This window comes from Brevibacterium sp. S111, assembly GCF_004745075.1.
GTDB lineage: Bacteria > Actinomycetota > Actinomycetes > Actinomycetales > Brevibacteriaceae > Brevibacterium.
This window is the reverse complement of the sequence record NZ_RHFH01000015.1, coordinates 1-22,368: the sequence shown is the minus strand read 5'-3', so window position 1 is coordinate 22,368 and position 22,368 is coordinate 1. Positions and strand designations below refer to the sequence as shown.

Sequence of the window (22,368 nt, the reverse complement as noted above, 5' to 3'; positions counted from 1 at the left end):
TCTCCTCTGCGCCTTCCGGCGTCTCTCACTTCTGCACCTTTCGGCGCATCGCGCCGCTCCACAGTATGTGGAATGCAGTTTCCACTTACGTATAGGCTAAGCAGAGGAACCATCGCGGCATTCCGAATCCGGCGGAAGTGAGAGAAGAAATGGCGGAGTCGACTCAGATCGAGGCGCAAGAACCTGATGGCTTCGCCCCCGCACGTCCGAGGCTGCGTGCTGATGCCGCCCAGAACCGGGCTCGTATCGTCGCCGCGGCCAGGCAGCTCTTTGCGGACCGAGGCATCGATGCCCCCATGGCAGCGATCGCCAGGCGTGCAGGGGTCGGCGCGGCCACCCTGTTCCGCCGGTTCCCAGATCGCAGGTCACTCATCGACGAGGTGTTCTCGACTCAGATCACTCATTGCGAATCTATCCTCGACGATGCCGCGGCCGACCCGGATCCGTGGCATGGCTTCTGCAGATTCGTCGACGAGCTCGGCCGGATGCAGGTCGAGGATCGCGGTTTCACCGAGGCCTTCATCACGACGATCACCGAGGACTCGGGAGTGAACGAGAAGAGCAATCACGCGGAAGCGACGTTTGCGAAACTCGTCTGCCGGGCCCAGGATGCCGGCCGACTGCGCCGCGACTTCGACCCCAGCGACCTGCTGCTCATCTTCTTCGCCAACAGCGGTGTCAGTGCGGCTCCGCCCGAGCACGCCCACGATCTCTCAAGGCGGCTCATCGCCTATCTGCTGCAGAGCTTCGAGACGAAAGGGCGCGACGACCAGGAACCGCTGCCTCGCCCCAGCCGGATGGCGCTCAAGGATGTCTTTGAATCTGCCTCTCCGACAGATCGAAGACCGCTCACCCCTCCAGCAGGCCCTTGATGTCCGCGGCCGAGATCACCTCACTGAACGCGCTGCCCTCGTCCATGAGCGCGGTGAACAGGTCGGCCTTCTTCGTCTGCAGCGCCAGCACCTTCTCTTCGATCGTATTCTCGGCGACGAGCCGGTAGACCATGACCTGTCGGGTCTGCCCGATCCGGTGCGACCGATCGACGGCTTGGGACTCCGCCGCCGGGTTCCACCACGGGTCGAGCAGGAAAACGTAGTCCGCCTCGGTGAGGGTGAGTCCGAACCCGCCGGCCTTGAGACTGATGAGGAACACGGGGGCGCTGCCCTCACGAAAGGCTTCGATGACCTTCGTCCGATCCTTCGTGGACCCGTCGAGGTAGACGTAGTCGATCCCGTTGTCCTCGAGTTCGGTCGCAACCGCACCCAGATAGCTCGTGAACTGGCTGAACACGAGAGCCCGGTGACCCTCGTCGCGGACCTCGCGAAGATGGCTCATCAGCGCACCGAGCTTGCTCGAGGCGATCCCGGAGTCCGCGTAGTCGGCCACGATCCCAGGGGCGAGCGCGAGCATCCGCAGCAGGGTCAGCGACCGGAAGATCGCGAACCGGTTCTTCTCGAAGTCGCCGAGGAGCCCGAGCACCTGTTTGCGTTCGCGCTGCAGCACCGTGTCATAAAGACGCCGATGCGCCGGCTCGAGTTCGACTGTGAGCACCTGCTCCTGCTTCTCCGGCAGATCCGCTGCGACGAGGTCCTTCGTTCGCCGAAGCATGAATGGCCGCAGCCGCGACCGCAGACGATCCATGCGGCTCGGATCTTCGCCTGATTCGATCGGGCGAACGTAGTGTTCCCGGAAGCGCTTCGCGTTCGGGAACAGCCCCGGCGAGGTGATTGCGATCAGCGACCACACATCGGTGAGCGAGTTCTCCATCGGCGTACCCGTGATCGCCAACCGGAACGGGGCGTCGAGCCGCCTCGCTGCCCGGTGCGTCTTCGCCTGATGGTTCTTCATGAATTGGGCTTCGTCGAAGATGACGCCCGCCCAATCGAGACCGGCGAATTCGTCGATGTCGAGACGCATCACCGCGTACGAGGTGACGACGATATCGGCGCCTGCGACCGCCTCGGCGACTGGGCGTTTGCGCTTCTTCGCAGTCTCCCCCACCGCGGTCACGGTCAGGTGCGGAGTGAACTTGCGGGCCTCGAGCATCCAATTGGCCACCACCGAGGTGGGGGCGACCACGAGAAACGGAACCCGCGTCTCCGCCGCGTGCTCATCCACGTGTTCGACCGTGGGTTCGGCTGTGGGCTGAGCTTCGCGCTCGATCCGGTCGTAGTCGATGAGGGCGAGCGTCTGCAGGGTTTTGCCCAAGCCCATATCGTCGGCGAGGATCCCGCCGAGGTGATGTTCACGGAGAAATGCCAACCATCGGAAGCCCTCCACCTGGTAGGGCCGCAGCTGCGCGTTCACGGTCTCGGGCACGGCCACCTCGGCGACGGCATCGAGGTCCCTCAGCCCGTCCATGAGTTCGGACCATCGGGGATCGTCGGCAACATCGTCGGCGAGGTCCTCGAGTTCGTCGTACAGGGCCGTCTGGTAGCGGCTGATCTGCGGGTTCTCCGGTGAGAAACCGTCGAGGGCATTCGCCTCGGCGAGGAGTTCGCGCAGTCGGTCGAAGACGGGATTCTCGAGGGAGAAGAACGAACCGTCATCGAGGATGAGGTGGGACTGCTCCTGCGCGAGTGCCGTGAACAGGTCGACGAAAGGGATCTCGTGGCCGTCGACGGTGACGTCGATGCCGAGGTCGAACCAGTCCGAGTCATCGGTGGCCGAAGTACGGAGGCTCACCTGCGGAGTCTCCTCGAGTTCGCGGAAGTCAGGGGCGTTATCGGCATCTGCGAAGGTGACGGTGACGTCGTCGAGATCCTGGATGCGGGGCAGCACTCGTGTGCTGTACGTGGCGGCGTCGATGCCGGTCAGGGTGCGTGACTCGGTGCGCGCGGCGTCGGGGTCGATGGCGCGCAGCCGTCGGAGCACTGCGTGTTCGAACTTCTGATCACGACCTCCTTGCGTATTGGCCAACTCGCTGTGATGAGGCACGAGGGGGCATGTCCGCTGCGGAGAATAATAGATCCAGGACCAGTTCAGGCGCATGTCCGGGGAAGGGGTCTTCGTGGTGGATGTCTTCGTGGTCCGGCGGCTGCGATTGGACTTGCCTGAAATCTCGTAGGCGATGTGCAGGTTGAGGTGCGGGGACCTCTCGACGGGGAGGTCGACTGATCCGTCGCTGCTGATGATGCGCTCGCCACTGAGTGTGCCGGCGTTTCCGCTGTTCGCAGGGCCGCTGTTCGCAAGGCCGACATTGCCACTCGCGCTTGTGCCCGGATTTCCGCCATCACGGGCGCGACCGTCACGGGCGCGGCCGCGCCGGTCGGTCGGTGTGCGCAGGAGCGGGAGGATGCGGTCGAAGAAGTCGTCGTGCGCCTCGGCGGGGATCCGGGTCGTCACGGCACTCTCAAGCACTGTCCGCTGCGCCTCGGTCATCGGCTCGGTCAGCGGCGCGAGGGTGATCGCGGCCTTCGTCTTCCCAACCATGTCCACGCTGTACACTCCGTCGAGACCGATCGGTCGCACATCGTGGGCCGGCACCGTTCGGTCGTCGATGACAACCGCGGATCTGAGGACGAGGGCGTTGTCATCGCGGGTGACGTCGAGATGGAGTTCGGCCTTCCGGCCCAGCCGGATGTCGATCTGCTTGTCGGCGCTGACGAGAGGGATGTCGAGGTCGGCGGCCCGGCCGAGCAGTTCCCAGAGGAAAGGTGAGCCGAAGTCGTCGAGTCGGATCGTCGCCGATGACGCAGAGCCGTACCGGCCGAACCCGTCGTCGAGGGTGACCAGTCGGTAGAACCATTCGAACTGCTCGACGTCGAAGCGGGAGGCGTTCAGTCGTGAGGTGAACCAATGCCATCCGGCTTGGCCTTTGATCCAGTTGTTCTTCGCCCCGGGCACGAGCGGTCGGAGGTGCAGCTGGATGTCGGGTTCGTCGGGGATCTCGGCGACCTTGAGCCGTGAGGGTCCTCGGTTGAAGTAGCTGCGCTGCGGGGGACGGTGGAGTTCGAAGCCGAGCGCCAGAGTCTCGGGTTGCGTCGTCGCTCGGCGAGTGACTTCGACGATGCGGTCGAAACGCTGGCGCCATTCCGGTTTCTGGGGAGGTCTAGCTGGTGGTCGTCCGCTGCCGAAGATCGCTCCGCTGTCGGACGGGTCGAATCCCCAGATCGGTTCCGCTTCATCTGCACCAGGTGAGAGTCCCGAGTCGGCGTCCAACATCGCGGAGGTCCGCTGTTCGAGCATCTGCTGGTTGTTGACGAGAAGCACGGCGACACAGTGTTTGCAGTCGTAGCCGACCGGGCAGGTGCAGGCGGTGTCGATGATCTCGCCGGGCCCGTCATCGTCGAAGTCGTCGAAGGTGATCGTGGTTTCATACAGCCCGGTGGTGCCGGCAACATCGGCGACGAGCTGTTGGTCGAATTCGTGCCAGACGATCCGCAGCACGTTGCCCCTCCGTGCGTAGTCGCTGCCGCGCGCGAAGGTACCGGGGTCAGCGAAACTCTTCAGCTCGTCCCTCGGGACAACGGTCATGGCTCGATCCATGCCACCAGTCTTCCATCCTCCGGTGACACGACTGCGGCTGACCAACACTCCGTACCCAGCACAACGGCCTCCGGTCGTCCGGGGTCGCCGGTTCCCGGGTCACCGCTTGCCTCCCCGAGAGCCGACCGACCCTCACATCTCTTCGTGGGTGAGCGGATCCCGGTCCTTCATGCGACCGCGCTCGAGTCCGGAGATCGCCGCCACCTCGGCGGGGGTGAGCTCGAATTCGAAGACGTCGGCGTTGGAACGCTGACGTTCGAAGTTCGCGGATTTCGGAATCGGGATGCTGCCGATCTCGATATGCCAGCGCAAGACAACCTGGGCCGGGGTCACGCCGTGGGCGGCGGCCGCCTCGGCGATGGGGGCTTCATCGAAAAGCCCCTGGTCACGGTAGAGCGGGGACCAACTCTCGGTCTGCACGCCGATCGACTTGTGGAAATCCACAAGCTCGGTCTGCGGGAAGTACGGGTGGAGCTCGACCTGGTTGACGGCCGGGGTGACGCCGGTCTTCTCGACGAGCTCGGTGAGCATTTCGGCGGTGAAGTTCGAGACGCCGATGGACTTCACCAGACCGCGTCTGCGCAGTTCGATGAGGCCCTCCCAGGTCTCGACGTACTTGCCGACGCTGGGGTTGGGCCAGTGGATGAGGTGGAGGTCGAGGTAGTCGAGACCCAGGCGGGCCAGCGATTCCTCAGTGCTGGCGATCGCCTCGTCGAAGCCGTGGTGGCGGCCGGGGATCTTGCTCGTGACGAACAGTTCCTCGCGTGGGATGCCGTTGTTCACGATGGCCTGCCCGACCTCGCGCTCGTTCTCGTAGTTCACCGCGGTGTCGAGGAGGCGGTAGCCATTGTCGATGCCCGCATCGATTGCGTCGATGCCTTCCTCACCCTTCATCGCGTAGATGCCGAGCCCGAGCTGCGGGATCGCACGCCCGTCATTGAGGTCGAGGTTGGGGATGATGGCTGGGACGGTGTATTCAAAGGAGTTGGCCATGGTTCCACCCTATGTCCGCCGAGGTGGCGCTGACCAGGGTGGTTATGACCGGATTGTGTCTCCTGCGGGTGGATCCACCGCGATATCGACGCCGAATTCGAGATGGATCCACCCGCAGGAGACACCCGGAACGGACTTCCGACAACCCGTCTTGGGCTAGCGTAGAGATATGGAGACAACAGCACGAGCTGTGGAGCGGGGATTCCTTCGCCATGTTCGTCGCCTCTCACGATGGCAGATGGCGTTTCTGCTGCCGTGCGTGTCCATGGGGATCGCATTGCTTCTCCACCTCGCCCAATGGGTGACATCGTGGATCTCGTCCGCCGTCGCCCGCTCACGCGTCGGCGTTGAAGCCTGTCCCGATCTGACGGACAGTTTCGGAGTCGACCCCGGCGCAATTGAAGTCGTCGACCGATCACCGTTCGGATTCGTCTGCCAGGCCTCGACCTATGACGGCGGCACGACGATGATTGAACACTCGGGGGTCACCTCGGCGATGTTCGCCACCTCGGCCGGGCTCGCCGCGCTGAGCGTCGCGGCGCTCCTCGGTGTGCTGCTGGCGTTCGCGGTAACCAGGCTGATCGGTGCGACGCGGTCGGGGCGCACCGACGGTGCCGTGGGCCGCTGGGCCCTACTTCTGGTCGCGGTCGGGGTCTTCGTTCTGCCGTTGATGATGCTCGGCCAGTACCTGCAGTGGTACTCGAAATCGGACGGCTTCGGGATCTGCCCGGGATCCGTCGGCGGCAACGATGTGCTGGGGTTCTCGGTCACCGCCAGTTACCTGCCGCCGAGCCTGACCTGCAGCGGGGACTCCGTCACTGGTCAGGAGTTCTCGGTGGTGCAGCACGGGTCCCCCTTCTATGGGTTCGTCGGTGGAGTGATCGTCGCAGCGGTGGGGCTGATCGTGCTCATCGTTGAGAGGGTGCGGCGCCCACGGGTCGAAGCTGACCAGCAGCTTCTGTGGACCGTTCGAGACTGATCGCCGAGCGGGAACATTGAGCGCTCATTCCTGAGCGTCAAGGGCCTTGATCAACGTCGCCGAGGCGGTGCTCCGATAGGAATCGACAAGCAGTTCTCGGATCTCCACGTCGTCGAGGTCGACGATTTCGAGACCGACCCAGCCGGAAGGACCGAGGTACATCGGAACGAAGGAATCCGCACGCTCGAGCACCACCTCGGCGTCCATGGGGTCGAGCAGGGCGAGCAGTGCCTGCGGGTGCTGCACCATCTCCCCCGATGCGAGCTTCTCGGTGCCGCCGTAGTGGGCGAAGATCTTCTTCGTGAAGAAGGCCGGTCTGCCGTGGGAGATCTTCTCGGCCGCCTCGGGCAGGCTGAGCGCGATCGCGCGGACCCGCTCGAGCATCGGATCGTCGTCATCGAACATCTGCGGATGCGCCATGAATCAACCGTACGCCGCAGATGGTCGCCGAGCGACCCCTTTCAGACGACCCGAATTGGAACTACTCCGGTAGGCCTACTGCGACAGGTCGTTGTCTACGCTTGTCAGCTCACTGCGTTGTTGCCCTTTCCAGCGTCGTCGAGAATCGAGCCGGTAGCTGTTCCTGCAGAATCACCACGGCTCCTCCCGACGAACTCATCTGCCTTCGAAAATTCGGCAGGAGTCGACAATGACACGCCCACATAGAGGACGAAGCTGATGGCCAAACCGATGAGCACCCTTGTCACCGAGCCTTCTCCCCAGAACGAAGGCAGGGCTACGCCGAGTTCGATGAGGAACCCGTAGAGGATGAATCCGCCTCCGCCGATGATCGAGGCGATTGCTCCAGCGGAGTTCGCACGCCGCCAGAAGAAGCCGAGGACGAGAGGGAAGAAGACTCCGGCAGCCAACATTTCGGATGCGAGCGCAAGCAGCGTCAGCGCGCTCGGCAGCTGCACGGCGACGACGAACCCGATGATCGCAGCCGCCAGGGTCGCAGCGCGAGCGATCCACACCTTCTGCTTCTCCTCGACGTCGCGGCGCAGAGCTTTCGTCGTGAGCTCGGTGAGGTAGAGCGAGGACAGGTTGAGGGTCGTGCAGACCGTCGACATGATCGCTGCTGCTATGCCGATGAAGACGATGACACCGAAGATCGGCAGGAAATGGCTGGTGGCCAGCGTGGCGACGAGCCCCTGCTCCGGAGGTTCGTCGAACGCTGCGATCGAAGCGATGCCGGCGAAGACGACGAGGAAGTACAGCGGCAGGAAGTAGACCATCGCATGCACGGTGACGTTCCGCGCCTCCTTCGGCGACTTCGTCGCCTGCAGGCGCTGCCAGGCGGCGGGGTCGATGGTGAATGCCAGACCGAAGGCGATGACGTACCCGAGGTTCGGACCGAAGCCCTCCCACAGGTTGAGGAATGCCGCATCGCGTTTGGTCTCGATCGTCTGGATGATCGCGTCCGGGCCGCCGGAGACGATGACGGCTCCGACGAATGTGACGATGAGCCCGAGCATGAAGAATCCGAACTGTGCCGTCTCGGTGAGCACGACGGCCCGGAACCCGCCGATCATCGCATACGCCAGCGAGAACGCGATGGCCACGGCCACGCCCCAGGCGAAGCTGATCTCGAAGAACACCATGAAGAACAGGCCCAGGGCCACCATCTGACTGGCACCCCACACGATGAGGTAGATCGCAGTGACGACGGAGAGCACTGTCCCGGCCGTCTTGTTGTACCGCGAGGTCATGATTCCGTCCTGGGACAGCAGACCCGCCCGGCGGATGATCGGCCCGAGGAAGAAGAGGGCGATGACGGCGATGACGGTCGGGCCGCCGAGCACCCACCATGACCCCATGCCTTGGGTGTTCGCCTCGTCGACGGAGATGAGGGCCGAGTTGCCGCCGTACCAGGTGGCAACGAATGCCATGGCCAGCATCCAGGCGGGCATCGTGTTCCCACCGAGGAAGTAGTCGGTTTCTGTAGCGGTGCGCCTCTTGTACAGGGAGACACCGAGGAGGATGAGAAAGTAGGCGGCGAGCGCGCCGATGAGCCAAAAGGGAGACACCGTTGTTTCCTTCCGCAGAGAGCCGTGACCGTGAGCGAAGATGTGGCAGCTCTTTCGCTGCACCGCATTCGCCGCTGACGGTTGACGACCACTTTTCTGCTGAGCTGCCGAAGGCGACAACTGCGATTCCCAGCGACTGAGAATGCGGATCGCGGGTCTCTCCTCACCCCGCCCACACTGGTGGCACCTACCCGGCCCGAACGAAGCGCTGAGGGCCCTGAAGCTTGGAGGACCAATGACGGTGACCATGCACGGCAGTCCCGCGATCGGCGACTTCGACGGCATCGACCTCGACATGCTCATTCGTCAGGGATTCCGTCCCGTCCCCGTCGACGGCGTCCGGACCCTCACCTCCGAGGTGCTCGGAATCGACCTCTCCCCCACCGAGGCGGCGCCCTGTCCCGGTGCCCATATCGAGGTGGCAGTGCCCCTGCCCGAGGGGCCGGCGATCCGCCACTACTCGCTTCTGGCCGGTCCGACCGATTCGCTGCGAGTCGCGGTACTGCGGGAGCGCCACGGTCGCGGCGGATCTGCCTGGCTGCACGAGAATCTCCCCTCGTGTTCGTCCCTGCTCATTCGCGGCCCCCGCGACACCTTCGGCTTCGCCGGCACCGGCCCCGCGTACTTCGTCGCCGGTGGCATCGGCATCACCCCGCTGACCGCGATGATCGCCGCAGCCGACGTCGCCGGCCGTGACTGGCATCTGCTCTACGTCGGACGTCGGCAGGAATCGATGGCCTTCGCGGATGACCTCGTCGAAGAATATGGACCAGAAAAGGTGACGATCCACATCACCGAGGCGGCCGGTCGTCCGAATGTCGTGTGCGCCGCGGAGGCATGGGCTTCCTCGAGGAAGGACCCGACTACCGTGTACACGTGCGGTCCCGTGCCGCTGATGCGGGCCCTCGAAGTCGGTTTCGCACAGCATCCGAGCATTTCAGTGGTCAGTGAGAACTTCGACGATGACAGGGAGGCGAGCGCCCCGGCACGGCCTGGGTCGCGTGTCGGCGGGACCGCCTCGGCGAGGGATTCGGGTGCGCGAACGGCCGCCGACGACGGCGGCGGAGTCGCGGGCGAGACCGGGGTCGCGGCGGGCGAGACCGGGGTCGCCGACGAGGATTTCGTCGTCGAACTCGCAGACGGTTCCGAGATCGATGTGCCGGCCGGGTGCACGATCATCGACGCTCTCAAACGGGCCGGTGTGCGGACCTTGAGTTCGTGTCAGAAGGGCACCTGCGGCACCTGTGAGACCGTCATCCTCGACGGGCGGGCCGACCATCGAGATTCGGTGCTGTCGGACGCGGAGCACGCGGCACAGGAGACGATGATGATCTGCGTCTCCCGCGCCTGCGGCAAACGCATCGCCTTGGACCTCTGAGACGGCAAACCAGATCTCAGCACAGAGCAGTGCCCGGTGACGGCCGCGATTCGCAGCCGTCACCGGGCACTTTGTGTGTCAGCCGCGGGCGGCAGAGAGGACCGCACGCTGTTTGACCAGTGATGCCGCTGTGCGCACCTGCGGATAGAGGACGACGTCACGCGTGAGGTGGGCAATCGTCTTTCCCTGTTCGTCGGACGTCGACCGCAGCATCGCCGACACCTTCTGTGCCGTCGTCGACAGGTCGGCTGCGGACACGGCGCTGCCGTCGGGCCGACCGGCCTGGAGGCGCAGTTCGAGGGCCTGCACCGACATGAGCAGTTCGACGCCGACGACCACCTCGGTGTTGGCCACGATCTGTCGCAGGTGCCGGCCGGCGTTGTTCGCCATCGACACGTGGTCCTCCTGATTCGCCGAGGTGGGGATCGAGTCGACAGAATCGGGATGGGCCAGCGTCTTGCAGTCGGAGACGAGGGCGGCGGCCAGATACTGCGGGAGCATGAATCCGCAGTCGAGCCCGACCTGGTCGGAGTCGACGAGCATATCCGGCAGACCCCGATTGAGGGTGCCGTCGTCGAGGCGGAAGATCCGCCGTTCGGTGATGTTGCCGATCTCGGTGGCCGCGATCGAGAGGAAGTCGGCGGCGAAGGCGACGTACTCGGCGTGGAAGTTCCCGCCCGAGACGGCCTTGAGGTCGCGATCGAGATCCGGGAAGACCAAAGGATTGTCTGTTGCCGCGTTGATCTCCCGCTCGATGATCCCGAAGGCGAAATCGAGAGTGTCGGCGATCGGCCCGAACACCTGCGGCACGCACCGCAGAGAATAGGCGTCCTGCGGCGGTTGGCGCTGCGGGTCATTGTCCCGATCGCCCGTCGTCAGCTGCGAATCGTGCAGGTATCCGCGCATCCGCTCAGCGACCTCAATCTGCCCCTTATGTCCACGTGCTTCGTGGAGTTCGGCGATGAAGGCGTCGCCGAATCCCAGCAGAGCTTCGATCGACAGGCAGGCGGTCACCTCGGCGGTGTGGAGGGCACCCTGCACATCCCAGGCGGCGAGCGCGGTCTGGGCGAGTGAGAACGAGGTGCCGTTGAGCAGGGCGAGTCCGTCTTTGGCTCCGACGGGGATGCGGGTGAGCCCGGCGGCAGCCATGGCTTCATGTCCGGCCACGACGCGGCCGTGGAGGATCGCCTCTCCGGAGTTCTCCTGTTCGGCGCTGCCATCTGGAGCGGTCGTGAGCACGAGCGCGATATGCGCCAGCGGAATGAGATCTCCGGAGGCGCCGAGCGATCCGTATTCGGGAACGGCCGGCCACACATCGGCGTTGAGCATGGCCACAAGCCCTTCGACGAGTGCCCATTGGATCGCCGAATAGCCTTGGGTGAGGGAGACGACGCGGATGAACATCGTGGCACGCACGACTTCTTCATCGACGATTCGGCCGACACCGGAAGCATCGGCGAGGATGAGTCGCCGGGAGAGCTCGGCGGCATCATCGGCCGAGGGGAAAGCCTGACGTCCGGCCAGAGAGCCGAACCCGGTGTTGACGGAGTAGATCGCTTCGACGGGCTCACCGGCGCGCATGCGGGCGATGACATCGTCGAGCCATTCACGTGACCTTGCACAATGGCGTTCGACTTCCGGGGCCAGGCGAATTCGCCGGCGGAACCGCGCCACGTCGATGAGCTGCTCCAGCGTGGCAGGTTCAAGTCCGAGGACGAGTTCCTCTCCGGGGTACTCCTCGCGGCTGCAGGCTGCGGCGGTATCGATCACATCGAGTCCTCTCGTTCGAGTCGCACTGGTCTCCGTGCGTGGCTGTTGTGGTGGTGGATCATCGCAGTCAGCTGTTCGAGCTTCTGTCCTTCAACTGACGATTAGGCGTCAGGCCGCATGCGCTCTCAACGGCACCGTCGCATAACTCTGCAGCGTGGTATGGACGAGGGGCTCGGTCGGGCCGGTCGGTTCGAGTCTCGCGATACGGGTGACGAAGGCGGATAGGAAGGCGTCCATCTCCATTCGCGAGATCGGCTGGCCGACACACTGGTGGATGCCCATCCCGAATGTCAGGTGCCCGCTCGAGTCCCTGTCGAACCGATAGACGTCGGCGTCGTCTCCCCATCGGGTTTCGTCCCTGTTTGCGCTGCCGGGGAAGACGAGCACTTTCGTCTCGGCGGGGATCTCGACTCCGGACAGGACCGTGTCCTTCGACGTGGTTCGATAAAACGCATAGAACGGGCTTTCGAGCCGGAAGGATTCGTCGATCGCGAACCGCACCAACCGCGGATCGGCGTGGATCTTCGCGTACTGTTCGGGGTGCCGGGCCAGGGTATTGAGCGTGTTGGTGATCGCAAAGATCGTCGTGTCCAGCCCGGCCGACAGGAGAGCTCTGACCAGCAGCGTCGCCTCTTCCGGGGTGATCTCTCCCGAGTCGGCGAACTCCCACAGCTGTGCGCCCATTCCGGAAGGGTCGAGGACCTCACGAGCACAGTTTGCCAGTACCCAGTCATAAGTTCCTTCGGACTCATCGATCCAGCGTTTGGCAATCTCGTTCTGCGGTCCGAAAGTTGCGAAGTTCGCCGCCCCCTGAACCAGAAGATTCGCGGCTCGGCCTTCGCGAGGAATGCCGACCGCGTCGCCGAAAACGCGCAGCACATACTGTTCGGCCAGGCGCGCGGCATCAAAGTCCCCGCCCCCTGTCGACAGGATCTCATCGATGACGGTCTTTGCGTAGGTGGCGAAGTCCTTTCGCCGCGGTCTCAGCCGTCGGGGCGTGATGACGCCGTCCATCGCCGAACGCATCCGTGTGTGCAGCGGCGGGTCGACTTCGAGGATCCCGGGTTTGCGGAGAGGCGGGTTGTGGTGGATGTTGACGCTGCCGACGCCCGCCTCGGAGATGAAAGTGCGGTAATCCTCGAGAATCTCACGCACCTCGGCATCACGGCCGAAAGCGGGCACCCTGTACTGACTCAGCCAGGCAGCAGGACCGGCGGCTCGCAGTCGGCTCATGAATGGATATGGATTCGAGAGATTGTCCAGCGAGTATGGATCTTCGTCGAGGAAGGGGATGTCCAGGGCATTCTCAGTCGGGGTGCAGGGATTGGCTTTCTGGACGCTCGGATGCGTCGATGTGCTCACCATGAATGACCTCCGTTGCTCTCTCGCGGGCGAACCGAATCGCTGTCTCACCCCCAGTCGTCGTCGCCGAGACGGTAGGCTCCCCAGCAGACTAGGCACTCTGCTGGCACCGGGCGAATCCGATTCTCATCTCGCGGGAACGGGCCTTGGCGGGATCGGCCCGCTTCACTCAGCACACTTCGCTCAGCGCCGTCTGCAACTCATCGGCAGCCCTGGTCAGCATCGGCTTGAGGGACGCCGCCGTGGCATTGCCGAAGCGGTCGGAATGACCTGCGAGAGTCAACGAGCACAGGACCTCGCCGCGAACCGCGACCGGGCACGACAGTGCATTCGCACCGGCTCGCAGCTCGGATTGGGAGTAAGCGAATCCGCTGCTGCGGATCAGTCGGAGCGAGTTGAGGAGCTTCTCCTCGGGGTAGTCAGACTCGGCGACCACCTCGGCGATGACCTGCCCGGGCGCATGCGCCAACAGCACTCGTTGGCCGGCGCCCCGGTCGAGCGGCAAGAGCTCGTAAGTTCGGAAGGCGATATCGGCGTCCTCGTCGGGCGCGAACTGCCGCAGGCACATGGCGTTGCGCCCCTCCCGGACAGCCAGGACGGAGGTCCGCCCCGTGGACGCGCTGAGCCGACGAAGAAAACGGTGGCCGACTTCGAGCAGATGCGAACGAGTGGCATTGCCTCCGGACCATGAGCTGAGCCGAGAACTGGGCAGATAACGTCCGTCAAACTCCTCAACGAAAGAGAATTCGCGCAACACTTTGAGGTAACGATAGGTCGTCGACAGCGGCAGACCGAGTTCATCGGCGAGCATCTTCGCGCTCATCTCACCGGACTCGGCTACACAGCTGAGGACTCGCAGACCGCGCACCAGGGCGGTGTCCCGGCCAGAACCCGTGTCCTCAATCATCCCGAACTCCTCGCACCCTTGCTTCCGGGGGCGGGACTGGACCGCCATCTGCTGATCATAGATGAGCCACGACAGAGGCGTCTGCTCGTCCGCGAATCGGACATTGGGCACACCTTACGGTCGTGCTGGGCGGTGGAGCAAAATCGGGCTGCCAGACCTCGAACCGAGATATAGATTCTCAGCGACTGAGAATCGGATTTGTTGACCGAGATCACACCGCCGGAGGATGAGGCGTCCGCTCCGACTTTCACACAAGGACGTGTCTTGTACGCACCAATCATTCTCGCCCTCGGCCTCCTGCTGTGCATGGCGGTCGGGGAGATCATCGCGAATCTCACCCGCGCTCGCATACCGTCTCTGCTCATCAGCATGGGTCTGTACCTGATAGCCGTATGGTCCGGGCTGCTCAGCCAGGATGCGGTCAATGACCACATACTCATCGCAGCCGGGAACCTGCTGACTGGAGTACTCATCATGCACCTGGGAACGATGATGCCGATGTCCACGCTAAAGATCCAGTACAAATACGTGCTCGTAGCACTGGCCGGAATGATCGGAGCAGTGGTGCTCGTCGTCGGTGTTGGCTCTCTGATCATCGGTTATGACGCTTCTGTGGCGGGCGCGGGCCCTGTTGCCGGCGGGTTCATTGCCACACTCATTTCAACGAATAGACTGACCGAAATAGGCCAGAGTGCGCTGGTGCCGATTCCGGCACTCATCCTTGCACTGCAGCAGATCATCGGCTTGCCGATCGCCATCGTCTTCCTGCGTCGTTACGCGAAGACTTGGGTGGCCCGACGGAGTGCGGAGTCGTCCCGGACGCAGCTGATCGTCGATGCCGCAGCCAGAGCGGCCGGCACGGGTGGCGCAGGGACTGATGCCGACGGTGCGCGCGGCATCGGTTACGCCGACAACGGAGGCAATGCCACCGCCACAGAAGACGAGGGACCGGCGCCCCTGCTGCCGATGCGTCTCTACTCCCCCGCAGTCGTCCTCCTGCTTCTGCTGACAGGCACGCTGGCGGCAATGTGGATCGGGGAGCTGACAGGTGTCAGCTACTCACTGTGGTGCCTCGTCCTCGGTTTCGCCCTGCGGGCGTTCCGAGTTCTGCCCAGCCGATCGCTCGATCAGGCCGGCAGCTTCGGCTTCGCCACGGTGACTGTGACCCTTGTCGTCATCGTGGCCGTGGGCTCCATCACCCCGGCCAACCTCATCAGCGCTCTTGTGCCCACTCTGGTCATCTTGATCCTCGGCCCTCTCGGCATCGCTCTGGGCGGTCTGGTCACGGCCAGGATGCTCGGACTCGACCGGAATCTGGCGACTCCTGTAGCGCTGACCGCACTGTTCGGCTTCCCCGGAGACTTCATCATCTGCCAGGAAGTCGCCGAAGGCGTCGCCCGCAACGAAGCCGAACGTGAGGCGCTGCTGAGCCACATCTTCCCGCCGATGCTCATCGGCGGCTTCACGACTGTGACGACCGGCTCGGTCGTCGTCGCCTCGGTGCTGGTGAGCACGCTGTAGCGCCGGCCAGCCCACGCACTGACACTGCGGGCGCTAGCCCCGACTCACACAGCCCGGAAGCCACCAGACCTCATCCCTTAACCACACACGCAGAGGAACACACCAACATGACCGCACCGCTGACCATCACCCCGGAGCTTCAGAGCTTCGTGCGCACGATCCGCCACGACCTCCACCGCCATCCTGAGATCGGGACGAACCTGCCGCGCACCCAGGCTCAGGTGCTCAAGGCCCTTGCCGACCTCGACGGGCTCGAGATCAGCACCGGCGAGCGCCAATCTTCGATCATCGCCATACTGCGGGCACCGAACTCCGGCCCGCAGACGCCAGTGATCCTACTGCGGGCCGATATGGATGGTCTGCCTGTGGAGGAGAAGGTCGACATCGACTACATCTCCCAGGAGCCTGGAAGGATGCATGCCTGCGGTCACGATGTGCACACGGCCGGACTGATCGGAGCTGCCCATCTGCTCCACACTCGGCGCAGCGAACTCACCGTCGACGTCATGTTCATGTTTCAACCGGCCGAAGAGGCCTTTGTGGGTGCGAAGTGGATGCTCGAAGACGGCTTGCTCGACGCAGCTGACAAGCCGGTCACTGCAGCCTTCGGCACCCATGTCTTCTCCGGCATGCTCGAGCCCCGCGTCTGGGGTCTGCGTTCGGGCACCGTGATGGCTGGTTGCGACGAGGTCCGCATCGTCGTACAGGGTATGGGCGGCCACGGGTCGGTGCCGCACCGCACCCTCGACCCCGTGCCCGTGGCCTGTGAGATCGGTATGGGGCTCAATACCGTGGTTGCCAGGAAGTTCGGACCGTTCGAGCCCGTCGTCGCCACCCTCGGCTCACTGCAGGCCGGCAATGATTCGGTCATCATTCCGGAGTCGGCGGAGATGCGAATCTCGCTACGCAGCTTCTCCCCCGACGTCAAGGTGCGTCTGCTCGAAGCCGTGCAGCAGCTGGCCCGTTCCACGGCCGAGGCTTACGGCTTGAGCGCTGAGATCGAGGTCATGCCAGATTATCCCGTGACCGTCAATAATCCGGCCGAGGCCGGCTACGCCGAGCAGGTCATAGAAACAGTCTTCGGTGCCGACCGGTTCGAAAAGATGACCGAACCTCTGTCGGGCTCCGAAGACTTCTCTCACGTACTTGCAGAAGTGCCCGGAACGTTTGCTCTCATCGGTGCCGAACCGGAAGGCGATGCGACGGAGACGAACCACTCTCCGCGTGCCTCTTTTGCCGATTCGTCAATCGATGATGTCGCCGAATTCCTCGCCAACGCAGCATGGCTGCGCAATCGATGAACGGCGGCCCGCACCGATAGCCTCGGAGAGGTGCCGGGAGACATTTCGGCCGCACCACCTCATTCGTCCACCGGCTCCGCCACTTCCGGCGGGCCTGATTCAACGTTGAGTCCTGCGCTCCTGATGAAAGCTTCATGCTTGTCAGTCTGCGGCGCAGAGATGAGGGATACGCTGATATAGAGGACAAGTCCGATCACTACGCCGAGGATGATAGCTGTGCTCTCCTCTTGCCAGAACGTGGGGAGGGGCATTCCCAACCGTCCCAGGTAGTCGTACAGCACGAATCCGCCACCGCCGATCATGCAGGCGATTGCTCCTGACGAGGTGGCACGTCGCCACACGAAGCCACCGATGACTGGGACGAAAGCACCGGCGGCCAGGATGTTGCTGGCGATCGAGAGCACAGCGAGCGCGTCCTGCAGTCGGATGGCAACGACGAAGCCGAGTCCGCAGGCGATGATCGTCGTCACTACACCCACTCGCACGCTGCCTTTGTTGCTCAAGTCGGGCTGGACGTACTTCTCGTAGAGTTCCGACATATACAGCGCAGCCGCGTGGAGGGCCGTGCACATAGTGGACATGATCGCTGCGGCCACCCCGACGAAGACGACCGCGCCGAGGCCTGCGGGAAGATGATCAGTGATGATCGTGGTGACGATTCCATTCTCAGGAAGCGTGTCGAACATCCCCGCGGCAGCCACGCCGGTGATCGAGACGAAGGCGAAGAGAGGGATGAAGATGATGAGAGCAAGCCCGGTCGCCTTACGGGCCTCGTTCGGATTTCGACTTGCCGACAAGCGTTGCCAGATTGAACCGTCAATGATGAACACCAGAGAGAAGCCGACGATGTAGGCCAGGTTAGCTGGGAACGAGGTGATGATATTGAAATAGTTCGAGGACTGGCTGGCTGCTGGTGAGTGAGTGATCGCCTCGAGGCCGCCGGAGTTGCCGATAGCCACGACCATCGTCACCAGCAGCCCAGCAGTGAGCAGGAAGAACTGGATCATCTCGGTCATCACCACGCCTTTGAACCCGCCGAGTGCCGAATACACGAGTGAGATGACCACTGCAATCACAACGGCGACGAGGTAAGAGGTGTCGATGAAAGGCGCGAGGAAGTTCCCGACCGCAACCATCTGCGAGGCGGCCCACGTGATGAAGAAGAGAATGAACAGCACCGAGAGGATGTTGCCTGCCGTCTGGTTGTAGCGCTTCGTGACGATACCGTTCTGGGTGAGCAGACCCAGCCTGCGAATCGGACGGGCAAAAAAATACATCACGATGACCGCGACGACTGTCGGGCCCCCGAGCACCCACCATCCGCCGAAGCCTTGGGTGAATGACTCATCGACGGAGATGAGTGCTGAGTTCCCGCCGAACCACGCCGCCACGAAAGCCGTGGCCAGGATCCAATAGGGCGTCTTGTTCGAGTTGAGGAAGTAGGCTCGCCGGTCCTTGTTCCGGTTGTTGACGAAGGCGACGAGCAAGAGGACGACGAAATAGAGGATCAGACCGCCGATGAGCCAGGTTCGCAGTGACATGTCACGACTCCTTTGTGGTGAAATGTGTCGATTGCCGGGGACTATCTGTTCGACAACGTGCCGAAACGGATATGGGACGGATACGGTTCAGAGGTCGACGACCAGTTCGTCGCTGAGGGCACGGCCGACGCAGATCATCATCGATTCACCTCGCTCTCGTTCGTCCTCGCTGAGGAGGGAATCACGGTGGTCGGGAGCCCCGCGGATCACTCCGGTCTCACAAGTTCCGCACACCCCCATCTCGCAGGAGGTCCGGGGTCTGATCCCGTGGCGTTCCAAGGCCATGATGATCGTCTCCGAGCCGCCGACCTCGACCGTGACGCCGCTGGAAGCGCAGACGAGGTCGAAGGGCCCGTCGTCCTCACGCAGCCCGTTGCCGCCTGAGTGGACGAAGAGCTCGCTGCGGTGCGTCAGCCCTCGACGGGCGCTGTGCTCCCCGACCTCATCGATGAGGGTTTCGGGACCGCAGACGTAGACTCGCCCTTGCGGGGAGGCCGTGTCGAGAAAGGACTCGATGAGCCCGGCCGGACGATCCGCACTGGGAATGATCCGGACACGATCACCGAACTCGCCGAGGCGGTCCCGAAAGGGCATGGACTCGAGGGTCCTGCCGAGGTAGGTGAGCTTCCAGTCCGCCCCTGCTTCTTCGGCTGCTTCGATCATCGACAGCAATGGTGTGATCCCGATTCCACCGGCAATGAAATGCAGTGTCTGGTCTTTCGTCGGAGCCGCGAAGGAGAAGTTGTTCCGCGGGGCGATGACGTGGAATTCGTCTCCAATCTCCGAGTTCCGATGCAGGTGCAGGGAAGCTTCGGCCGTGGACAGGTCGTTGAGACGAACTGCGACCTGCCACCTGCTTCGGTCTCGGGGATCACCGATGAGGGAATAGTGGCGGATCCCGATATCAGCCACATCGATCTCGATGTGAGCACCCGGTTCCCATGGCGGCATCGGTCCACCGTCAGAGCGGACAAATTCCAAGCGCAGAACCCCCTCGGCGATGATTTCTCTGGCTCGGACGGTGAGCATCATGTCGCGTTCGGCATAGACTCCTGCCGTGTAGACCCGCTTGGTCATGGGATCCACACCAATCCAGTGTCCGTGGCCGAACCGAGGCGGACAAGCGCGAAATCGGCCTGCTCGGCAACCGGTTCTGCTCGCACGGTGAAGTGCTCGCTGCCCGAGATGATCGCCGCGTCACCGGCTCCGAGCCGATGCTGGTCAAAGGCGAGTTCGCCCGAGTGCATGTAGATGACCATCAGCTCCCCGTCCGCGCGTTCGAGATCACTCTGCGAGCTGAGAGTCTCCAGCTTCATGGCCCCGGTGACGAGGTTCTTCTCACACACGAGTTCGAGGACTTTCTCTCCCCTGGAGCCCGGATTGCTGAGTCTGAGGTTCTGTCCGTTGAGGTTCGATTCGCCCGACGGGCTGTCGCCGATGGTCAGCCGCCATTGCCAGGGTTCATTGGCTCGACCGTTGTCGGGCGCGGCTGCGATCTTCACCCGGCCCGACGGTTCGACTTCCTTCGCGATTGCACCGGAGCGCAGGATGACCATCACAGCGCACGCACCCGGGGCTGAGCCGAGCCCGGTCCCTGTTCTGTCCGGGACAGCGGAGGATCCGACTGGGCGATGGCTTCACGTTCAGCAGTGAGGAGGTGGTTCATCACCCGGCGAGCCATGGCGACGCCGGCGTCCTGAGCGATGAGGACGTCGTCGATCTCGTCATCAGAAGAATCACGGCTGGCCTATTGGTGTTCGAGAGCCCACGCGTCCTCGTCCAACACGGTTCCTTGGCTCTCCGTCAGCACCTCGTTCATCTCCTCGTTGCCAACCTCGAAATTTCGGCAGAACGCGTAGAAGTACCATGCTTGGCCCTGCTTGGCGGGAGTGATGGCGTTGAGGACTTCGAACCGATACCCGTCTTCACGCCGCCCGCCCGGTTCAACCACGCCGGCGTGGATGACGTGGACCGACGGCAGTTGGAATTCGGTCGTATGCCAGCGATCGACCACCTCGGCGTTGGTAACCTTCGCAAACAGCGGGGAAGGATAGCATCCGGGCATGAATCGGTCGACACTTACGATGTTATCCTCGACTTCGATGGTCACTCCGTTCTCGAACACGGCGTCATCGCCAATCGTCGAGGTGTGGAGGAAGGACTCGTGTGTGAGGTCGAGCAGATTGTCGTGCAGCAGACCGGAATTGCAACCCATGAGCCGGGTATGAGTGACCCGGTCCCAGTCGGGGTCGTCCATCCAGTGGGTGTCGGGGACGGGTGTCGTCTCGGCCAGTTCCGAATCACCGAACCACGCCCAGATCCAGCGATGGGACTCGACCACGGGATAGGTTCGCTGCCTTCCGCCGGGGGGTGCCCCTATGTTTTTCGTCAAGGGGCAAAGGTCAGGTTTCTCTAGAAAATTCGGTCGGGGTCGAGGGGCAGGGGTGATCTGTCCGGGAACCGTCTCCCGAACTGGTCAGGCACTTCGTGACCGGTCGGTTCAGGCGGCGGTCGCCGCCTCGGGTGCGTGGAAGTAGGCACCGTCGCGAAGCATCGCGTACAGGACGTTGCAACGACGGCGAGCCAACGCGATCAACGCCTGATTGTGCTTCTTATGCTCGGCACGTTTCTTGTCGTAATACGCCCTCGACAATGGGTCCTTCAACGCCGCGAAGGCCGACAAAAACAGGGCTCGTTTGAGGATCTTGTTCCCCCGCCGCGACGAGTGGTCTCCCCGGATCGATGTCCCTGACCGCCAGGTCACTGGTGCCAGGCCGGCATAGGAGGCGAGGTGTCCGGCAGACTCGAAGTCCTTACCCACCACCTCGGTCAGGATCCTCGCCGTCGTCCTGACGCCGACTGCCGGCATCGACGTCAGGAGCCCGAAAAGCGGATGCGCCTGGACCAGCTCCTCGATGCGGACCAGCACTTCGTCCCGTGACGTGCGTGTCTTCGCCAATGAAGTTGCCAACTGCGGCAGCACGAGCCCGGCCGCGTCGGTGCCCGACACCACGACCGTCTGCCCGTCTAAGGCGGTGAAGATCGCTGCCGCCCACCGTTTCCAGGCCCGCGGTGCCTGCTTGCGCAGGAGAGTCTCGACTCGGTGTTTGCCGGCGTGCCGCAGGGCCTTGGGCGTCGGGTACTTCGCCAATAGCGCCAGCATCGCTGGGTGGTCCAGGTGCGGGCCGATGGCGGTCTCTAATCCGGGGTGGATCTGGGTCAGCAGGCCGCGGATCCGATTCGATGTCGCCGTGGCCTGCTTGGCCAGGTCATCGTCGTAGCCGCACAGCATCGACAGTTCGGCGACGTTCTCATCGGCAATCCGGATGCCCCGCAGAGTGTGGGGCATGGTCCGGGCGGCCTCGGCGATGATCGCGGCATCCCTGGCATCGGTCTTCGCCTCACCGGGGTGTAAGTCGGCGATGCGACGCATCGCCAACCCCGGCAGGTAGGCAACCGGGATTGCCTCGGCTTGAGCCACCGCCACCGGCAGGGCCCCGATCGTGGCGGGCTGGTCAACGACGACGAGCAACTGCCCGTGCTTACGCAGTCGGGTGATCAGGGCCTTCAGTTTCGTTTCGTTCTGCGGCAGCGCCTTCGACAACAGTTGTTTTCCGTCGCGGTTGAGGGCGACGGCGTGGTGGTTGTGTTTGCCGACATCGATGCCGATGAATACGTCGATGTCAGCGTGGTTGGTGATCATGTCACTCATCTTCTTCGACTCATGTGATCGGATATTGGTTGTGGTTCGGCTGGCCGGTGATGTTAGGTGTGGCTCCAAGGTTCGGCATCCACGTTACGGTCGGGCTCAAGGCATGTGTTCTGCCAGTGGTTCTGGCCCCTATCAGCGATTTCCCTGGTGCCTTCGAACCCCGGTGACTACACCCCCCTGATCATGGTGACTGGGGGACTAAATCATGCCGGGATCCTCAGGCCAGCGACCCCTTCTATCCTGACGGATGGTAGGGCTACTTAACCTTGATCCACCGATGTAAGTAGCCGGATCAAGCCGTTCGTGGAATGGAAATGCCCCTCCTGAGCTGGGAAAATGGTGATGTTCTAAGTCAACATTCCCGGCCAAGAAAGGGGCACCTCTCAGGT

17 protein-coding genes are annotated in these 22,368 nt (G+C 63.3%); 5 read left to right on the top strand and 12 right to left on the bottom strand.

What is annotated here, in order from left to right; all coding sequences use genetic code 11:
* The first annotated feature begins 149 nt into the window (after positions 1–149).
* On the top strand, positions 150–872 hold the full coding sequence (locus tag EB836_RS15210; protein ID WP_135541880.1) for a TetR/AcrR family transcriptional regulator: 723 nt from the start codon (positions 150–152) through the stop codon (positions 870–872).
* Here the strand turns inward: EB836_RS15210 and EB836_RS15205 are convergent.
* The gene (locus EB836_RS15205; RefSeq protein WP_167854480.1) at positions 850–4,476 is read right to left on the bottom strand and encodes an SNF2-related protein; all 3,627 of its coding nucleotides are present in this window, start codon (positions 4,474–4,476) and stop codon (positions 850–852) included. The genes EB836_RS15210 and EB836_RS15205 overlap by 23 nt on opposite strands.
* Positions 4,477–4,620: 144 nt before the next feature.
* Positions 4,621–5,481, bottom strand: a complete 861-nt coding sequence (locus EB836_RS15200; protein ID WP_135541877.1) for an aldo/keto reductase — start codon at positions 5,479–5,481, stop codon at positions 4,621–4,623.
* A 169-nt stretch (positions 5,482–5,650) separates the two neighbouring features.
* On the opposite strand from EB836_RS15200, the gene EB836_RS15195 reads away from it, so the two are divergent.
* Positions 5,651–6,460 carry a hypothetical protein gene (locus tag EB836_RS15195; protein ID WP_135541875.1) on the top strand — a complete coding sequence of 270 codons (810 nt, stop codon included), beginning with the start codon at positions 5,651–5,653 and terminating at the stop codon, positions 6,458–6,460.
* 24 nt (positions 6,461–6,484) lie between these two features.
* Here EB836_RS15195 and EB836_RS15190 read toward each other — a convergent pair whose 3' ends face one another.
* Both EB836_RS15190 and EB836_RS15185 read right to left on the bottom strand, forming a co-directional pair.
* The gene (locus EB836_RS15190; protein ID WP_135541873.1) at positions 6,485–6,880 is read right to left on the bottom strand and encodes an MmcQ/YjbR family DNA-binding protein; all 396 of its coding nucleotides are present in this window, start codon (positions 6,878–6,880) and stop codon (positions 6,485–6,487) included.
* Positions 6,881–6,984: 104 nt separating this feature from the next.
* Positions 6,985–8,487 carry a sodium:solute symporter family protein gene (locus EB836_RS15185; RefSeq protein WP_167854479.1) on the bottom strand — a complete coding sequence of 501 codons (1,503 nt, stop codon included), beginning with the start codon at positions 8,485–8,487 and terminating at the stop codon, positions 6,985–6,987.
* Positions 8,488–8,722: 235 nt separating this feature from the next.
* Here EB836_RS15185 and EB836_RS18665 point away from each other — a divergent pair, with 235 nt between their 5' ends.
* The gene (locus EB836_RS18665; RefSeq protein ID WP_167854478.1) at positions 8,723–9,865 is read left to right on the top strand and encodes a PDR/VanB family oxidoreductase; all 1,143 of its coding nucleotides are present in this window, start codon (positions 8,723–8,725) and stop codon (positions 9,863–9,865) included.
* A gap of 78 nt (positions 9,866–9,943) precedes the next feature.
* On the opposite strand, the gene EB836_RS15175 is transcribed toward EB836_RS18665, so the two are convergent.
* The 3 genes from EB836_RS15175 to EB836_RS15165 all read right to left on the bottom strand — a co-directional run bounded on the left by EB836_RS15175 (position 9,944) and on the right by EB836_RS15165 (position 13,904).
* Positions 9,944–11,635, bottom strand: coding sequence for an aromatic amino acid lyase (locus tag EB836_RS15175; RefSeq protein ID WP_240690041.1), 1,692 nt, complete (start codon positions 11,633–11,635; stop codon positions 9,944–9,946).
* A gap of 108 nt (positions 11,636–11,743) precedes the next feature.
* Complete coding sequence (locus EB836_RS15170; RefSeq protein WP_135541869.1) at positions 11,744–13,000, bottom strand: cytochrome P450; 1,257 nt, start codon at positions 12,998–13,000, stop codon at positions 11,744–11,746.
* A 166-nt stretch (positions 13,001–13,166) separates the two neighbouring features.
* Positions 13,167–13,904, bottom strand: a complete 738-nt coding sequence (locus EB836_RS15165; RefSeq protein ID WP_167854477.1) for a helix-turn-helix domain-containing protein — start codon at positions 13,902–13,904, stop codon at positions 13,167–13,169.
* A gap of 264 nt (positions 13,905–14,168) precedes the next feature.
* On the opposite strand from EB836_RS15165, the gene EB836_RS15160 reads away from it, so the two are divergent.
* Positions 14,169–15,425 (top strand): hypothetical protein, encoded by a 1,257-nt coding sequence (locus EB836_RS15160; protein ID WP_135541866.1) that lies wholly within the window; start codon positions 14,169–14,171, stop codon positions 15,423–15,425.
* Positions 15,426–15,532: 107 nt separating this feature from the next.
* Positions 15,533–16,726 carry a M20 family metallopeptidase gene (locus EB836_RS15155; RefSeq protein ID WP_135541864.1) on the top strand — a complete coding sequence of 398 codons (1,194 nt, stop codon included), beginning with the start codon at positions 15,533–15,535 and terminating at the stop codon, positions 16,724–16,726.
* Between the two features lie 59 nt (positions 16,727–16,785).
* On the opposite strand, the gene EB836_RS15150 is transcribed toward EB836_RS15155, so the two are convergent.
* The 5 genes from EB836_RS15150 to EB836_RS15130 form a co-directional block, all read right to left on the bottom strand.
* Entirely contained in the window at positions 16,786–18,267 is a 1,482-nt protein-coding gene (locus EB836_RS15150) for a sodium:solute symporter family protein (protein WP_135541862.1), read from the bottom strand.
* Positions 18,268–18,354: 87 nt separating this feature from the next.
* A complete protein-coding gene (locus EB836_RS15145) occupies positions 18,355–19,344 on the bottom strand; it encodes a PDR/VanB family oxidoreductase (RefSeq protein ID WP_135541860.1) in 990 nt (329 codons plus the stop codon).
* Entirely contained in the window at positions 19,341–19,823 is a 483-nt protein-coding gene (locus tag EB836_RS15140; protein ID WP_205683386.1) for a hypothetical protein, read from the bottom strand. The genes EB836_RS15145 and EB836_RS15140 overlap by 4 nt, the downstream gene beginning before the upstream one ends.
* Positions 19,824–20,014: 191 nt before the next feature.
* Positions 20,015–20,608, bottom strand: a complete 594-nt coding sequence (locus EB836_RS15135) for a hypothetical protein (protein ID WP_135541856.1) — start codon at positions 20,606–20,608, stop codon at positions 20,015–20,017.
* 159 nt (positions 20,609–20,767) lie between these two features.
* The gene (locus tag EB836_RS15130; protein ID WP_135541854.1) at positions 20,768–21,970 is read right to left on the bottom strand and encodes an IS110 family transposase; all 1,203 of its coding nucleotides are present in this window, start codon (positions 21,968–21,970) and stop codon (positions 20,768–20,770) included.
* Between the last annotated feature and the right edge of the window lie 398 nt (positions 21,971–22,368).

Bases quoted from the DNA above. Each gene is read 5' to 3' on its own strand.
- EB836_RS15210 (WP_135541880.1), top strand. From the start codon at position 150: ATGGCGGAGTCGACTCAGATCGAGGCGCAAGAACCTGATGGCTTCGCC.
- EB836_RS15205 (WP_167854480.1), bottom strand. From the start codon at position 4,476: ATGACCGTTGTCCCGAGGGACGAGCTGAAGAGTTTCGCTGACCCCGGT.
- EB836_RS15200 (WP_135541877.1), bottom strand. From the start codon at position 5,481: ATGGCCAACTCCTTTGAATACACCGTCCCAGCCATCATCCCCAACCTC.
- EB836_RS15195 (WP_135541875.1), top strand. From the start codon at position 5,651: ATGGAGACAACAGCACGAGCTGTGGAGCGGGGATTCCTTCGCCATGTT.
- EB836_RS15190 (WP_135541873.1), bottom strand. From the start codon at position 6,880: ATGGCGCATCCGCAGATGTTCGATGACGACGATCCGATGCTCGAGCGG.
- EB836_RS18665 (WP_167854478.1), top strand. From the start codon at position 8,723: ATGACGGTGACCATGCACGGCAGTCCCGCGATCGGCGACTTCGACGGC.
- EB836_RS15170 (WP_135541869.1), bottom strand. From the start codon at position 13,000: ATGGTGAGCACATCGACGCATCCGAGCGTCCAGAAAGCCAATCCCTGC.
- EB836_RS15165 (WP_167854477.1), bottom strand. From the start codon at position 13,904: ATGATTGAGGACACGGGTTCTGGCCGGGACACCGCCCTGGTGCGCGGT.
- EB836_RS15155 (WP_135541864.1), top strand. From the start codon at position 15,533: ATGACCGCACCGCTGACCATCACCCCGGAGCTTCAGAGCTTCGTGCGC.
- EB836_RS15150 (WP_135541862.1), bottom strand. From the start codon at position 18,267: ATGTCACTGCGAACCTGGCTCATCGGCGGTCTGATCCTCTATTTCGTC.
- EB836_RS15145 (WP_135541860.1), bottom strand. From the start codon at position 19,344: ATGACCAAGCGGGTCTACACGGCAGGAGTCTATGCCGAACGCGACATG.
- EB836_RS15140 (WP_205683386.1), bottom strand. From the start codon at position 19,823: ATGGTCATCCTGCGCTCCGGTGCAATCGCGAAGGAAGTCGAACCGTCG.
- EB836_RS15130 (WP_135541854.1), bottom strand. From the start codon at position 21,970: ATGATCACCAACCACGCTGACATCGACGTATTCATCGGCATCGATGTC.